Raw genomic sequence first — 13,887 nt, 5'->3', positions numbered from 1 at the left:
GCCTGCAGAGATATATCGGCGAGTAATCATTTCCACGAGGTTTATCCAGTAGTAGAGTGTGAAAAACGGCCTGGATAAAGACACCGGCAGCAACGTTGCTGCCGGCCTGCCTACAAAATAGTCGTTAAAGCAGCTTATCCGGCTGCGGTGCGTCGGGCTTGTGTTCTGCTTTCTTTCCGGTGGCCCTGAGGCGGGCTTCGATGATCTGCCGGCCCCTGGCGGTGATGCCGAAAATGGGTACAGAGTCACCTACATAGTAGACCTGTTTGCCGTGGCCGATGCCGCGGATATGCTTAGAAGCGCATCCTGTCGCGATGTCAGCGTAGTTGAAGACTTCGACAGCCTCATCCTCGGACATGCCAGAGGTGTGGACTACGAAGGTATACAGGTTTACGCCGGGATTGGCTTTTTCCAGTTCCTTTATCTTCTTCGCCTGGGAGCCTTTGGCGACTGATACAGCGATGTTCTTGTAGCCCATGGCGATGGCTTTCTTCGCGCCTTCGATCTGGTCGATCTTTGCCGTCTCCGGCTCCAGCACCCGGTCTTTGCCGATCCGCTGGATCAGCTCCGGGATGGGAGTGGTGCTGACCAGGCCGGAAACCCGGCCGCCGATGCCCTGCACCATGTCAGGCTCGTCTAACACGACCGTGCCGCAGCCTTCGCACACGATCACGGCAGCGTCCATCATGCCATTAGCCATGGCAGTGCTGATCATCTCCGAGACACCGAAGGACAGGTAGTCTCTCATCCGCAGCTTCCGGTCTGCTTTGCACATGCCGAAATCGTCGATCCGGAACTGCATGTTCTTCCGGATCTCCTCTTTGGTCAACTCTTTGATGCCCCGGAACTTGTCGAAAATCGGGCAGTACTTGAGCTCCGGCTCGCCCACTTCCACGACCTTTCCATCCCTGATAACGACGCGGGCCCTGCCCAGCGCCTCCATGACGTGCTCGTCCATTTGCGTACCTCGTTTTAATTACATTTACCTGTTCTTTTCCATATTATATACTTTGATGCTGATATAAGTCTGGCAGGCCTGATAGCCGCTGGCGCATGCCTGCGACACTGTGAGCATCATAAAAACAGGCCAGATTTTAAATACGCATCTCGCGAAATTTCAGGAGGGATAATCATGGTAATTCCAGTCATAGACAAGGAACTCTGCATTTCATGCGGCAACTGCGTCGATATCTGCCCGGACGTGTTCAACTGGGACGTGGACGACAAAGCTGAGGTCATCGACCCCAACGGTTGCGGAACTAAATGTCCCGACTGCCAGGAAGCGGCCGACTCCTGCCCGACCAACGCCATCACCATCAAGGAAAGCGGCGGCGCAGAGGCGAGCGAAGCAGCTGGCCAGTAACGCCACTTTTTTCCACTTGAGCTCTGCGAAATATTTCTCACCGCAGAGACGCACAGCGAACGGTCAACCACAGAGGCACAGAGAAACACAGAGACCTATTCGATAAGTGGAAGACGAGACCATATTTGTCTATTAATCTGAGGGTCGATCTATGCGTCGAGTCTATGGATCTGACATTACAGAACAATTGCGATAATTACTATGTAGATACGATAGCACTATTTATAGAAAAATCTCTGTGAACCTCTGTGCATCTCTGTGCCTCTGTGTTAAAACAGTAACCCTGTGAGCCTCTGTGGTAAATAATTGCCATTTGCGTTTTACTATCGCTTATAAAAAGAGAAGGGCCGGGGATTTCCCCGGCATTTTAGCTTACTGGAGCAGCTTGGTGAGCTCGAACTTGTAGGGCCCGAGTTTGCCGCCGTAGTTGCCTGCGGAGATCTTGACGACGCCCGGGATGGTGCAGGCCGCCTTGATGCCCACGGTCATGGCCTTGGCCACGGTTGCCTCGTCGATGCCGTCGATGACGATCTCGTAAGCAGCGTTGACGTTGGCCGGCATCTGGGTGTCCTCGACCTTGCTCTTCAGGGTCGGGGCCATCCTGTGGTTGGTGGATGCCTTCATGAACTTGCTGTACTTGAGGGAGCCGACCTTGCTGCCGGAGGCGACGATGCCGCCGGGGAACGGCAGGATGCAGCCCTCGACCTGGTTGATCGCGTCGACTGCCGCCTGGGCAGCCATCAGTGCAGAGCCCTGAGTTTCAGCCATAATGAAGAAGTTGCCGCCTGCGACACCCTTCTGGACGCCGTACTCCTCTTCGCAGATGAAGTCGCCTTCCATGATGGGGATGGCGTAGACGTTCCTGCCGCCGACGACCTGCTTGGACTCAAAGCCGTCGCCGAAGAAGTGCAGCTTGACGTCGACCTTCTTTTCGAGGGTCTTGTCTTCCATGCGCTCGAAGGGCAGCCAGTTGAAGATTGCGGTGGTCGGAGCGGTCAGGACACATTCGCCGAGCCTCTCGACGAGCTGTTCCTTGACGTGGTCCTTCTTTGGGTGGCAGATCATGATGACATAGCCTGGCCTGCCGTCCGGGGTTTTCGTGGACGGGACAAAGCAGTCGATGCCTGCCTCGGCGGGGCAGCCGATGACGGACGTGCCGAAGCCGGTTGCCTCAGTTGCGGCGATCCTCGCGTAGTACTCGGTAGCCGCGGTAATCAGTACTCTCGATACCTGGATGGGGAACGCCTCTGCGTAGGTGTCCTCGATCTCGACGTTGTTGATCTTCATTCGGTAATCCTCCCGGTTAAAAACTTATAGAGTAATAGCTTTTAGGTTATATCTATCTTTCCATAAATGAAAAAAGGAGTACCGTAGGCAGGAACCTCTGGCCGGAGCAGACCCGTGGCCAGCTCATCAGGTCGATTTTACTGCAGGAGCCACCACCTGCCGTGATTATGCGTACATACCCATTAGTACAGGAAGAAGGAAGCTAGCTGGCATGAGATGGGGGTTGTCAGAAATAGTCCGTACATGCTTCATCGTTCTGTTGTTAACCTGCACGCTGCTGCCGGCGATCGTGTGCCTTTGCACCTGCGGGGCTGACGCCAGGGCAGATTTTTCTACCTGGGCCAACAGGAGTTCGAGGCTCGTCGCGCCGGCTGACTACAATACTGACGGTACATGCGCGGGCCAGATTTGCAGCTGGAAGGGCGTACAGGGGATAGGGAACACAGGGATCGGAGATGGCAATGTCTCTGCTATCACGAATAATACTACGGAAGATGAAACACTTTACCCTGACTACGTTCTCCAGGGTGTGATCACTATAGACGGTGCGCAGTACCCTGGCCAGGCCCCGGAGAGCACAGCCAGTAACTCTACTTCCGGCCTGAAGATCGGCGGAGAGCCGGGAATATTCACTTATGGCAGCCCGTACCCGGGCATCCTGAACGAGTATCCGGTAGAGGCGGCTGCGGTTTACGGAAAGCTGACGGGGCTCAGGATGCCGGATGGCAGAAGTGTGAGTATCGGCATAAAATCGATCGGGTACGAGTACTAAAGTAAGCCGTACCCGTAAAATTTTTCTTAATTAGATCAGATCATTGGTCAGCTGGGGGTAACGTCCCTGAACCAGTGGACGTACATTTTTGCTTCAGGGTACCACTGGCCATTGTGGGTCGCCTTCCACTTCGAGATGAAATCGGCTGATGTGGGCTGGCCGTCTATCGTGTGGCAATATCGGGTGATCATGTCCAGAGATCTTTCGCTTACATCGATAAGCTCATAGGCCCTGCCATTTATGAAAAATCTATCCCCGGCCTTGCCGCACGGGTGATCTTTGATTACGCAGGTTCTTTGATTACGCAGGTTTTACCTTTGCCAAGCACTTCGGTAACCTCCTCCGGCGTGAGCTGCAGACTGATTGTGCCCATCCTGGTCATCCCTCTATGTGGAGGTTTGCAGATGCCGGGTATTTGAGGATTACCCGCAGATATTCTTAAAAAGGAAGGTATTACCGGGCATTACGCAGATATATTGCCGTCCGGAACAATTTTGTACGCACTATAATAAGGGTGGCGGAAAAAATGACCGGGGCACAACATCTGCCGGGCCGGTAAGGCCGGCAGAGGCCACCACCATCTGAATGGCCTTGCGCGAGACCGTCAGATTGCTTTACGCAGTCGAAACGTAGTCGTTAAAGAAGTACGACCGGTCCAGTACCATGGTTTCTGTGCTGGCCTGGGAGATGGCCGGGCTCACCGCAAACAGACCGCGCCCGGAGCCCGCATCGGCAGGTGCGAGCGAGATAGACAGGCTTTTTATGCCCGTATATGCCTGCGTACTCGTGTTGAATGCGTTGATTATGTAAGAGCCCTGGGAGAATGGGGCTGCCAGAGTGAACCCGGGCCCGACAACGTAGGGAATCCCAATGTTGATCGGAACGGCGATCTCCGCGCTCGCCGCCTGCGTGATGCAGGCCAGCGCCAGCGCTAACACGATATTAATGATCACTACCCTCATCATTAACGAACCTCTTAACCCGTAGTAGTGATTTACCTGCAGGTTGATAAGCATTATTATAAATTTGGCTGGTTTGCCGTTTTTATGAATATTTATGAAACAGTATATTTATAGATAATGGCGGCAGAAATTTTCTGGCCGGCCCGGATTCTGCGGTGCGTTTGTTCTCGAGCCGGCTTGCATACGGCGGTTGTAAGCCACAAAACGTATTAGTCAGCAGCGCTAAATATGCGATATTCTATTGCCGGTGATCGGTGTGATTGAGACCAAAGATTTATCACGCTCCTTTGGCAGCGTGACAGTTGTAGACCATTTGAATATGTCGATCCCTTCGGGAGAGGTGTTCGGATTTCTGGGGCCGAACGGCGCCGGTAAGACCACCACGGTGAGGATGCTCGCCTGCCTCATAAAGCCTAGCGGCGGAACGGCCACCGTCGACGGCCTGGACGTGACAGACGAGAAAGACGCCATGCAGGTGCGCAGCCGGGTGGGCTTGCTGACCGAGACGCCGGGCCTGTATGATACGCTGAGCGCTTATAAAAACCTGAGATTTTATGGCAGGCTGTATGACGTCCCGGAGCAGAGGCTGAACGATCGGATCGAGTATTACCTGAAGCTGCTGGGGCTGTGGGAAAAGAGGGACCAGGCAGTGGGCGGCTACTCCAAGGGCATGAGGCAGAAGATCGCCATCGCCCGGTGCCTGCTGCACGACCCGAAGGTGCTCTTCCTCGACGAGCCGACGTCCGGCTTAGATCCTGAAGCGTCGCACCTGGTCAGGGACTTCATCTCCGAGCTGAAGAAGGAAGGCAGAACGATCTTCCTGTGTACTCATAACCTGGACGAGGCAGACAGGCTCTGCGACAGGATCGGCATTTTCAGGGGACACCTGCTGAGCGTGGACTCGCCGTCCCGCCTCAAGGATAAGCTGTACGGCAGGCAGGTCGTGGTGAAGCTGAAAGAGGTTACTCCGACCCTGGTGAATACCGTGAAGGCCCAGAACTATGTAGGAGGAGTTGAAGTGAACGGCAAAGAGCTGCTGGTCAGGGTGAACTCGCCCGAGTCAGATAATCCTGCGCTGGTGCGGGCCCTGGTCGCGGCAGGAGCGGACATACAGTTCGTGTCCGAGGCTAGCAGGTCACTGGAAGATGTGTACTTCAACATCATGGGGGTGAAGCAGTGAACAAGATATGGCTCATCATAGAGAAGGAATTCGAAGAGATCATGAAAAACAAGATTATCCTGTTCTCCATACTCTTCATGCCCTTCATCTTCTCAGTATTCATACCCTCGGCAATGCTCGTCCCGATGATCATATCCCCGGAGGAGTTTAACCAGTCGCTGAACGCCAGCGGCACCGGATCGCTGAACTTTGACGGCGGTATCTCGGCAATAACCACCCAGGAAGGCATGATCTCGTTCATGGTCAGGGCGACCTTGCCATTCTTCATGATGCTGCCGGCCATGCTGCCGACCATCATCTCCTCATACAGTATCATAGGAGAGAAGAAAAACCGCACGCTGGAGCCTCTGCTCGCAGCGCCGGTGTCGGTACAGGACATCATGATCGGCAAAGCCATATCTGCCTTGCTGCCGGCGCTCGCCGCAACCTGGATTGCCGCAGTCATTTACTCAGCCGTAGTCTGGTTCCTCACCAGGGACATCGTTCATGAGGTTCTGGTGCCCGACATGATATGGCTGATAGGCCTGTTTATACTGGCACCTATGCTGGCCTTCCTGGGCGTGATGATCACGGTCATCATATCGTCGAGAGTCAGCGACCCGAGGACCGCACAGCAGGTCAGCGTCGTTCTGGTGCTGCCGCTGGTAGGCCTTTTCATAGCACAACTGGCAGGGTTCTTCATGCTTGACGAAAGGACGATCCTGATCGCCTGCCTCGTAGTATTCATCGCAGACCTGGCAGTAATCCGGATAGGCAGCAAACTTTTCGACAGGGAAGAGATTCTGACCCGGTGGAGATGAGGCCTCATCACAGATAAAGCCCATCTTAGATGGGTCCCATCACACCGGCAGGCACCCATCTCGTGGCATTACTTTTTTTATTCTCAGTACGATGGTGAATTGCGTGCCAGTACGGTGGCCGCAGGAGAATCTCAGTGGATGACGGGAACGGACGGCGATCTTTCGACTATCTCGCGTTTTACAATCACTTCCGTAGCCCTCCGGAGATTCTGAAGCAACACCAGTCGGTGTTCGTTGACTGCTTCAGGGGATGCAGTAATGTCCTCGACATCGGGTGCGGCAGAGGAGAATTTTTAGAATTGCTGCGCGAGGCGGGGATACCGGCCGCTGGCATTGATACTGATCCGGATATGGTGAAGCTGTGCCGTTCCCGTGGCCTTCAGGTAGATGAGGCTGATGGAGTAGCATACCTGGAACAACACGAAGGTATTGACGGCATTTTCATGGATCAGGTCGTCGAACATCTCGAGCCGCGGTACCTGACCCGGCTAATCCAGCTTTGCCACTACAGGCTGCCGGCAGGTGGCCGGATTGTAGTGAAGACGATAAACCCGCTGTCGCTTGCCACCTTTACTGACTTTTACCTGGACATGACTCACACGAATGCAATTCATCCTGAAGCACTGAAGTTTATCCTGAGACACGCCGGCTTCTCTGAAATCGACATCCGGTACCTTGCCAGGACTCCGTGTAGCAAAAGGTTGAAAAAGATCAATGCCGGAGAAGAGGTCTGCATAAAGTTTCCGGAGTTCGCCGTAGCCTACAATCATAATGTCGATATTCTTAACGATCTGCTCTTCGGCGCCGAGGACTATGCGATAGTGGCCAGAAAATAAGGCTGATGAGACGCAACGGACAATATATTACAGGGATTGGCCGGCATACATACTTTTATTTGTTAATATTTATATATTTGGTGATAGCTTATCATCTTGTGGTTATGGTGATTGAGACCTCGTCGCTCGGCAGACAGTTCGGAAAGTTTACCGCGGTGGAGGACATCTCGATCAGCGTCGGAAAGGGAGAGGTATTCGGATTTTTAGGGCCTAACGGTGCAGGCAAGACTACGACTGTGAGGATGCTCACCTGCCTCATCAGCCCGACAAGCGGTAGCGCTTCAGTCTGTGGCTTTGACATAAAAGATAAGAAATCCGCTGCATCAATCAGGAGGAAAACGGGTATACTGACTGAAAGCCCGGGCTTCTACGAAACTCTTACAGTCCGGAAAAACCTCCGATTTTTCGCCGATCTGTACCATGTAGACGGTAAGAAAGCGAACGAGACGATCGAGCAGTACCTGCGGCTCTTCGGCCTGTACGATAAAAGGGACCAGGTAGTCGGCGGCTTCTCAAAAGGCATGCGCCAGAAGCTGGCGCTGATCCGGTGCCTGATGCACGAGCCCGAAGTCCTGTTCCTGGACGAGCCTACGGCCGGCCTGGACCCGGAATCCGCCCGGGTAGTGAGAGACGCGATCCTGAGCCTGAAAAAGGAAGGCAGGACGATATTTCTCTGCACCCATAACCTGGACGAGGCGGAGCGGCTTTGCGATAAGGTAGCGATTATTAACCGCCGGATACTCTACGCCGGCAGCCCCGGATCGCTCAAGGACAGCGTATATGGGCGGAAGCTGGTAGTCCGGCTGGAGGCAGTCAGCCCGTCGGTTTACAAAGCAGTGTCCCACATGCCCGTGGTGGAAGCCATCGAGAAAAAAGACGACAGGATCATACTGCAGGTGGACGATCCGGAGCGACATAGCCCTGACATTGTCGACGCGATAATCCGTGCCGGAGGCAGGATACGCTCGGTAGGCGAGCTGAGGCACTCCATGGAAGACGTCTACATCAAACTGATCGGTGATCGCTGTGAACTTTGACGTGGCCACGATCGTCCTGAAAGAGCTGGAAGAGCTGCGAAAGAACAGGTATATCCTCTCTACCATGGCTAGCTTTCCCCTGATCTTTTCGATCGCAATTCCCCTGATCTATCTCTTGACCATCCCCATGAATCTCACTAAAAGCGATGTAGCGATGCTCTTCGGCCATGTGCCGGATTTCGAAGCCCTCTCGCCAAGGCAGATTGTCGTCTACTTTCTGGTACAGAGCAACCTGCCTTTCTATTTACTGATGCCGGGGCTGATGCCCACGTTGATCTCCTCGTACAGCATGGTGGGGGAGAAAAAGAATGGCACACTTGAGCCTCTGCTGGCTACACCCGTGTCATCGCAGGACATACTGTTCGGCAAAACGATGGCCGCAGTCATACCGGCAGTATTGATCACGTGGATCTCGTTCCTGATATACGCGATCTTAATCGATGCGGCCACTTTTAATTCATTCGGGTACATCCTGCTACCAAATGGAATCTGGCTCGTAGCAGTATTCATCACTGCGCCCCTGCTCGCCATCCTGTCAGTCTATGCCACAGTCCTAGTATCCTCCCGCATGACAGACGTCCGGGCTTCCCAGCAGGTCAGCGCCGTAATAGTTGTTCCTATCATGGCCGTGTTCGTCCTCCAGCTCTTCGGCATGATTACTCTTGATACGCTCACGCTCGTGGTAGTCAGCATAGGACTACTAATCGTAGACGTAGTCCTGATACGGGCGGGGACAGCGCTGTTCAAGCGGGAAGAGATTCTGACAAAATGGGGCTAAAATTCATGCTGGCTGAAACCCAGCGCTCTGGCCAGCACCACGGACAGGTCCTCGATCCCGGGCACATCCTCTGACAGATGCACTTTGCACTGGGGGCATGCAGTAATCACGATATCCGGCGCCATCGCACGGATGTCATCGACTTTCCTCGCTTTCAATTGCCTGGACAATGCCAGATCGTTCCGCCTGACTCCACCGCCGGCGCCGCAGCACCGGTCGGCCTCAGGCATGCGTCGGTAGTCATACATGGCGGAGAGAATCTGCTCTGCGATGATCATTGTATATGGAGATACATTCCGGTAAAGGTGGCAGGGGAACTGCATAGTGGCTACCCGATCGGACTTATCGACATCGGTGTACAGCCGGTGCCGATCGTAGAGATCCAGATAGTGGAGGACTTCAAACTCGTCCTGATACTCCATCAAGGTGGACGTGCACCCGGGGCAGGACGTGATGACGGTTTCCACCCCGAGTGATCTCAGCATCCCCAGGTTTTTCTCCAGCATCTTCCGGGCGAGGTCGAACCTGCCAATGCGATTGAGCGGCGAGCCGCAACAAACCTCGGGTATGCGGGTAAACTCGATGCCCAGGTAGTCCAGAGTATACTCCACTGACGCAGCAATGCCGCCCATCCGGTGGTTGGTCAGGCACCCCGCGAAGTAGGCCACTTTACAGCTCTTCACATCCACGTTACATGGCGACGTCGGAACAATAGAGGTCCCATACGCGGATAAGTTGGCCAGCGTCTCCGCGTAGCCCTGCGTAGTCATAGACTGGCGCATCCGCTCGATAGCCTTGGTGATGGGAACGCTGCGCGGGCAGGATGCCACGCACCTGTTACAGGTCGTGCAGTTGACGATCTCCTCCGGCAGGGCTCCAGACCGGTCGAGGTCCAGCGATCGCAGCGAGCTTAGCCTCGACGGGCATACGGCTTCGCAGATGCCGCACTTTACGCACATCTCCCCGTTCATTGGGACTCTGTCGCTCATAAAGCCCCCGCGTAATAGCCTGTCCGTAACGCTTCATACAGGCCGTACCCGACCGAGACGGCCCCGGCAGCCCGAACGTCCTTGCACGTGGCGGATACGCCTGGCTTTTGCCCTATCCCCCGGTACATAATGGGGTGATCAGCCAGAAACCTGAAGTCGAAGTCTGAGCTCACATCGCCCACCACATGCCCGGTGAGAGGCTCGATAACCCGGTCGCCATCTACCTTTAGCCCGGTCAGCGGTCCGCCGGTTGCCAGAATTAGCTTTGAGGCGCTGACGGTAAACTCCCGCTTACCTTTTGTGCCCATACGTCCTCTAATGGCTCCTTTGATGCGGTCTACCCGGGACATATCCAGCACTGTAATCGCCTTACGGCTGCCTGCCAGCTTCCTGAGAGCCCCCAATAGCCGCATGCCGTGGATTGACGGAGCAGTCACGTACTCGAACACCCGGGTACCCGAGTTATTCTCTACAGAACTGCGGACCTCGCTGGCCCTGGTGATCCCGAGCACTGGCGGCAGCAGAATAGCAGAAGCCTCCACGTTTTTTAGCGCAGCCGAAAGCAGATCAACTGCTGTATCGTCAGTGTCGAGTATCCGGGCGATCTCTGTACAGGAGCGCCCCCTGAACCGGGGAATATCAAGTGCCATCCCCTGTGCAGGTGTTGTGCCGTCGAGGGAGACAGGGACAGGCTGCTCCTCCCCGAAATCCATGCTCTCCTGGATCATCCCGGCCTTAGCTGCCATAAGGTCGGTCAGACAGCGGCCTTCCGTATACCTGCAATCCGAGGCTTTCATCGTACTCAGGAACCACTGATCAACATCCGGGTCGCGACACGGGGATGAAAGGACACCGCCGGAGATGGCGGTGGCTCCCATGCCCGCCGATGCTACGATTGTTGTGCCGGTCAGGCGAAGTGCGGCTACCAGCCCTGCCAGACCGGCGCCAATCACGAGATTGTCGCAATCCAGCCTGAGAATCTCTGAAGACATGCTACCAATAGTATATTCGATAAAGGATGGCAGTGGTTTTCAAGTTTGTGGTAAAGCAGCCTTAGAGAAGGTGCCTGGAAACAGTTCAAGAAAGTTCTCTGCCTCTATCACCCGAACACAGCCCGGCTGACGCCCATCCCCTTACTTCCGTATTATCGGCAGCCAAGAATTATTCTCACGCATGCCAGAATGCTTATTACGTGAGATTATGGCAACCGAGAAAGATCCCGGCAGGGTAGAAGGAGGCAGAAAGGCGGCGCGCACGGCCAAGGAGCGGTACGGCAGCGATTTCCACAGGGAAATCGGTGCTCGTGGAGGCCGTAGCACTTCGGCCCGCCACGGCACGGAGTTCTTCGAGGACATCGGCCGGAAAGGCGGCAAGAGCGGATAGCCGGTGAGAATCGGCTTCGCCGCCATACCTTTTGATAAGCGCCTGCTGCCGGTGACAAGCAAGAAGAGCGCTGCCGAGACAGTAGAGCGCCTTAAGGCAGTGGCAGGATATATCCACCGCATGGGGATCGACTTCTACCGGATACCGGCAAACGTATCGCCCATGGAGAGCCTGGAGTCGATCGATGAGGCCCGGGACGAGATCAAAGCGCTTGGGGACCTGTTCAGGAAACTTAATATCAGGACGTGCTTCCATGTCACCTATTACTGCATCCTGAACAGCCCTGACAGGACGGTGGTAGAAAAGTCGATCGATGAGCTCCGGTGCCTGCAGCTTTTCGACCGATACGCGGGCGGAGGCAATCACATAGAGCTTCATGCAGGAGGATCCTATGGAGAGCGGGAGGCCGCAGTACAGAGGTTTATAACTGTGGTGACTTCGCTGGATGAGGATATTTTTAAGATGCTCCGCCTGGAGAACGAGGAGCACCCGGGCAAGATAGGGACGGTTGCTGAGCTAAGGCAGATCAACAGGGAAACTGGTATACCGCTGCTCTTTGACATCGCCCACTACCGGGTCAATCCGCTGGAGAAAAAACTTCCCGCCCGGGAGGTTGCCGACAGCTTTCTGGATACCTGGCGGGCTGCCACGACGTTTCCGACCCTTCACTATTCAACCACGCTTCCGACCAGGGGCACTCACCTGCCAGTCGATCCTGCCGACTTCTGGGTTTTCGTGCAATCGCTGGAAGGCCTTGAGTTCGACGTGATGCTGGAGACGAAAGAGAAGGAGAAAGACGTGCTCAGGGTGAAAGCGTGGAAGAAGGAGCACGCTGCCGTTGTACAGTAAACCCGTTCGCACTATCGCAGCCCTTCAATTTTTATACTTACCATCATTAAAGGCCAAATGGGGATGGAACATGAAATGTAAGAAATTTGCATTGATCGCTGTAGGCCTCGCTGTACTGGGACTAATAATCTCTCCCGTTGCGCTGGCCTATCCGGATGCGCTGAAAGGATCGGCTGAAGGGGAGAAGGCCCAGATGGCAACCCCCACGATGAAAGCATCGCCGACGCCCAAGAAGATTACACCTACGCCAGTCATGAAGATGCAGGTTAGTATGTCGAACGAGACGCCCGCAGCAAACGAGACGGCACCGGCAAGGCACAGCTATATTCAGGGAGTCCCCAAGTCGGACCTCGGCGAGCCGCTGGGCATAGGCACGCAAAATGTTACGGCACTGGTAGAGAGGGGCTATAAGAAGAAACCAACTAGCTAAACTATCAGGGCTGCCGCAGAGATGGTGAAGGGGCTAAAGCCCCGTTCACCAGATTTTACTGGAAAACCGTCCTCATTATCGAGACCGCTTTCTCGAGGTTGGGCATCGAAGTCGCATAGCATAGCCTCAGATAGCCTTTTCCATGCTGGCCGAACGCCGTGCCCGGCGTGCTGATTACGCCCTTGCGGATCAGCCCGGCAGAAATGCCGGCTTCGTCGCCGACTTTAGGGAAAGCGTAGAAAGCGCCCAGAGGTTTCACGCAGTCGACGCCCATGGCGTGGAGTTCCCTGACCAGGTAGTCCCGCCTCCTCTTGAATTCGTCCCTCATCACGCTGACAGACTCCTGGGGACCGGTGATTGCCGCCAGGGCAGCCTTCTGGGAGATCGAGCAGGCACAGGCGACCACGTTCTGGTGAACTTTCAGCATCTGCTCCGTGTATTCAGGCCTCGCTGCAGTGTAGCCGATTCTCCAGCCGGTCATCGCGTAGGTCTTGGACGTAGCGTTTATAGTGATGACGTTGTCCGAAAACTGCCCGGGGCTGACGTGCACGCCGTCGTAGATGAAGTGCTCGTAGACTTCGTCCGAAAGCAGTGTGATGTCGTGGTCTTCGGCAATTTCCGCGATCGCCTTTACCTCAGCCTTCGACTGAATCATGCCCGTGGGGTTGGAAGGCGAGTTGAGAACGATGACCCTGGTCTTTTTAGTGATGTACTCTTTCAGCTTCTCCGGGTCGTATTTCAGCGACTCTCCCAGCGGCACTCCCACAGGCTTTGCGTCCGCCAGCTTTGTCAGCGTAGCGTAGGATACGAAACCCGGGTCGGGCACGAGGACTTCGTCGCCAGAGCCGCACAGCGCCTGTAAAGCGATATGGATGGCCTCGCTGGCTCCGGCGGTGATCATGATCTCGCCCGCGTCATAGTCCAGGCCATTTTCTCTCTTGAACTTGGCTGCCAGCGCTTCCCGCAGCTCTGGTATGCCCATGTTGTGAGTGTAGCCGGTGAAGCCTTCGTTGATCGCCTGGATGGCGGCTGCTTTGATGTGCTGCGGCGTGTCGAAGTCAGGCTGGCCCAGGCCCAGGTTGATAGCCCCCGGCCCTGCGCCCTCGAACATCTTGCGTATGCCGGAGATGTTGATCTCCGTGACTCTCTTGTCGAAGTGGATGGCCATGCGTAGAATGCCTCGCTTTATTAATGTACGAGTAGCCCGCAAAGCGTGAAAAA

The 13,887-nt window shown here is 55.0% G+C and carries 17 protein-coding genes; 10 read left to right on the top strand and 7 right to left on the bottom strand.

Annotation, left to right across the window (positions count from 1 at the left end; translation table 11 throughout):
• Positions 1–124 precede the first annotated feature (124 nt).
• Positions 125–958: a methanogenesis marker 8 protein gene (locus tag RCI_RS14980; protein ID WP_012037288.1), complete on the bottom strand. Its 834-nt coding sequence runs from the start codon at positions 956–958 to the stop codon at positions 125–127.
• A 174-nt stretch (positions 959–1,132) separates the two neighbouring features.
• Here RCI_RS14980 and RCI_RS14975 point away from each other — a divergent pair, with 174 nt between their 5' ends.
• Positions 1,133–1,363 (top strand): ferredoxin, encoded by a 231-nt coding sequence (locus RCI_RS14975; protein ID WP_012037287.1) that lies wholly within the window; start codon positions 1,133–1,135, stop codon positions 1,361–1,363.
• 372 nt (positions 1,364–1,735) lie between these two features.
• Here the strand turns inward: RCI_RS14975 and fhcD are convergent, their stop codons facing one another.
• Positions 1,736–2,650 carry a formylmethanofuran--tetrahydromethanopterin N-formyltransferase gene (gene fhcD, locus RCI_RS14970; RefSeq protein ID WP_012037286.1) on the bottom strand — a complete coding sequence of 305 codons (915 nt, stop codon included), beginning with the start codon at positions 2,648–2,650 and terminating at the stop codon, positions 1,736–1,738.
• A 223-nt stretch (positions 2,651–2,873) separates the two neighbouring features.
• Between fhcD and RCI_RS14965 the strand changes: the two genes are divergently transcribed.
• Positions 2,874–3,422, top strand: coding sequence for a hypothetical protein (locus RCI_RS14965; RefSeq protein WP_048198766.1), 549 nt, complete (start codon positions 2,874–2,876; stop codon positions 3,420–3,422).
• Between the two features lie 47 nt (positions 3,423–3,469).
• On the opposite strand, the gene RCI_RS17115 is transcribed toward RCI_RS14965, so the two are convergent.
• Together RCI_RS17115 and RCI_RS14960 are read right to left on the bottom strand one after the other, a co-directional pair.
• Complete coding sequence (locus tag RCI_RS17115) at positions 3,470–3,613, bottom strand: hypothetical protein (protein ID WP_158308934.1); 144 nt, start codon at positions 3,611–3,613, stop codon at positions 3,470–3,472.
• Positions 3,614–4,036: 423 nt separating this feature from the next.
• Positions 4,037–4,387, bottom strand: coding sequence for a hypothetical protein (locus RCI_RS14960; protein WP_048198764.1), 351 nt, complete (start codon positions 4,385–4,387; stop codon positions 4,037–4,039).
• Between the two features lie 253 nt (positions 4,388–4,640).
• On the opposite strand from RCI_RS14960, the gene RCI_RS14955 reads away from it, so the two are divergent.
• The 5 genes from RCI_RS14955 to RCI_RS14935 all read left to right on the top strand — a co-directional run bounded on the left by RCI_RS14955 (position 4,641) and on the right by RCI_RS14935 (position 9,015).
• Positions 4,641–5,564, top strand: coding sequence for an ABC transporter ATP-binding protein (locus RCI_RS14955; RefSeq protein ID WP_048199459.1), 924 nt, complete (start codon positions 4,641–4,643; stop codon positions 5,562–5,564).
• Entirely contained in the window at positions 5,561–6,364 is an 804-nt protein-coding gene (locus RCI_RS14950) for an ABC transporter permease subunit (protein WP_012037282.1), read from the top strand. Before RCI_RS14955 ends, RCI_RS14950 begins: the two co-directional genes overlap by 4 nt.
• 134 nt (positions 6,365–6,498) lie before the next feature.
• Positions 6,499–7,200 (top strand): class I SAM-dependent methyltransferase, encoded by a 702-nt coding sequence (locus tag RCI_RS16465; RefSeq protein WP_158308933.1) that lies wholly within the window; start codon positions 6,499–6,501, stop codon positions 7,198–7,200.
• Between the two features lie 104 nt (positions 7,201–7,304).
• On the top strand, positions 7,305–8,237 hold the full coding sequence (locus RCI_RS14940) for an ABC transporter ATP-binding protein (protein WP_148266656.1): 933 nt from the start codon (positions 7,305–7,307) through the stop codon (positions 8,235–8,237).
• Positions 8,227–9,015: an ABC transporter permease subunit gene (locus RCI_RS14935; protein WP_148266655.1), complete on the top strand. Its 789-nt coding sequence runs from the start codon at positions 8,227–8,229 to the stop codon at positions 9,013–9,015. Before RCI_RS14940 ends, RCI_RS14935 begins: the two co-directional genes overlap by 11 nt.
• Here the strand turns inward: RCI_RS14935 and RCI_RS14930 are convergent.
• Both RCI_RS14930 and RCI_RS14925 read right to left on the bottom strand, forming a co-directional pair.
• Positions 9,012–10,004: a (Fe-S)-binding protein gene (locus RCI_RS14930; RefSeq protein ID WP_012037279.1), complete on the bottom strand. Its 993-nt coding sequence runs from the start codon at positions 10,002–10,004 to the stop codon at positions 9,012–9,014. The two genes, RCI_RS14935 and RCI_RS14930, sit on opposite strands and share 4 nt — an antisense overlap.
• Positions 10,001–10,996 carry an FAD-dependent oxidoreductase gene (locus RCI_RS14925; protein WP_012037278.1) on the bottom strand — a complete coding sequence of 332 codons (996 nt, stop codon included), beginning with the start codon at positions 10,994–10,996 and terminating at the stop codon, positions 10,001–10,003. The genes RCI_RS14930 and RCI_RS14925 overlap by 4 nt, the downstream gene beginning before the upstream one ends.
• A gap of 208 nt (positions 10,997–11,204) precedes the next feature.
• On the opposite strand from RCI_RS14925, the gene RCI_RS14920 reads away from it, so the two are divergent.
• The 3 genes from RCI_RS14920 to RCI_RS14910 all read left to right on the top strand — a co-directional run bounded on the left by RCI_RS14920 (position 11,205) and on the right by RCI_RS14910 (position 12,666).
• The gene (locus RCI_RS14920) at positions 11,205–11,387 is read left to right on the top strand and encodes a hypothetical protein (protein ID WP_048198762.1); all 183 of its coding nucleotides are present in this window, start codon (positions 11,205–11,207) and stop codon (positions 11,385–11,387) included.
• A 3-nt stretch (positions 11,388–11,390) separates the two neighbouring features.
• Positions 11,391–12,236 (top strand): UV damage endonuclease UvsE, encoded by an 846-nt coding sequence (locus RCI_RS14915; RefSeq protein WP_012037277.1) that lies wholly within the window; start codon positions 11,391–11,393, stop codon positions 12,234–12,236.
• Between the two features lie 70 nt (positions 12,237–12,306).
• On the top strand, positions 12,307–12,666 hold the full coding sequence (locus tag RCI_RS14910; protein ID WP_048198760.1) for a hypothetical protein: 360 nt from the start codon (positions 12,307–12,309) through the stop codon (positions 12,664–12,666).
• A gap of 55 nt (positions 12,667–12,721) precedes the next feature.
• Here RCI_RS14910 and RCI_RS14905 read toward each other — a convergent pair whose 3' ends face one another.
• The gene (locus RCI_RS14905; RefSeq protein WP_012037275.1) at positions 12,722–13,834 is read right to left on the bottom strand and encodes a pyridoxal phosphate-dependent aminotransferase; all 1,113 of its coding nucleotides are present in this window, start codon (positions 13,832–13,834) and stop codon (positions 12,722–12,724) included.
• Positions 13,835–13,887 lie beyond the last annotated feature (53 nt).

The sequence above is a fragment of the Methanocella arvoryzae MRE50 genome, assembly GCF_000063445.1.
GTDB lineage: Archaea > Halobacteriota > Methanocellia > Methanocellales > Methanocellaceae > Methanocella_A > Methanocella_A arvoryzae.
This window is presented reverse-complemented; position numbering and strand designations above follow the sequence as displayed.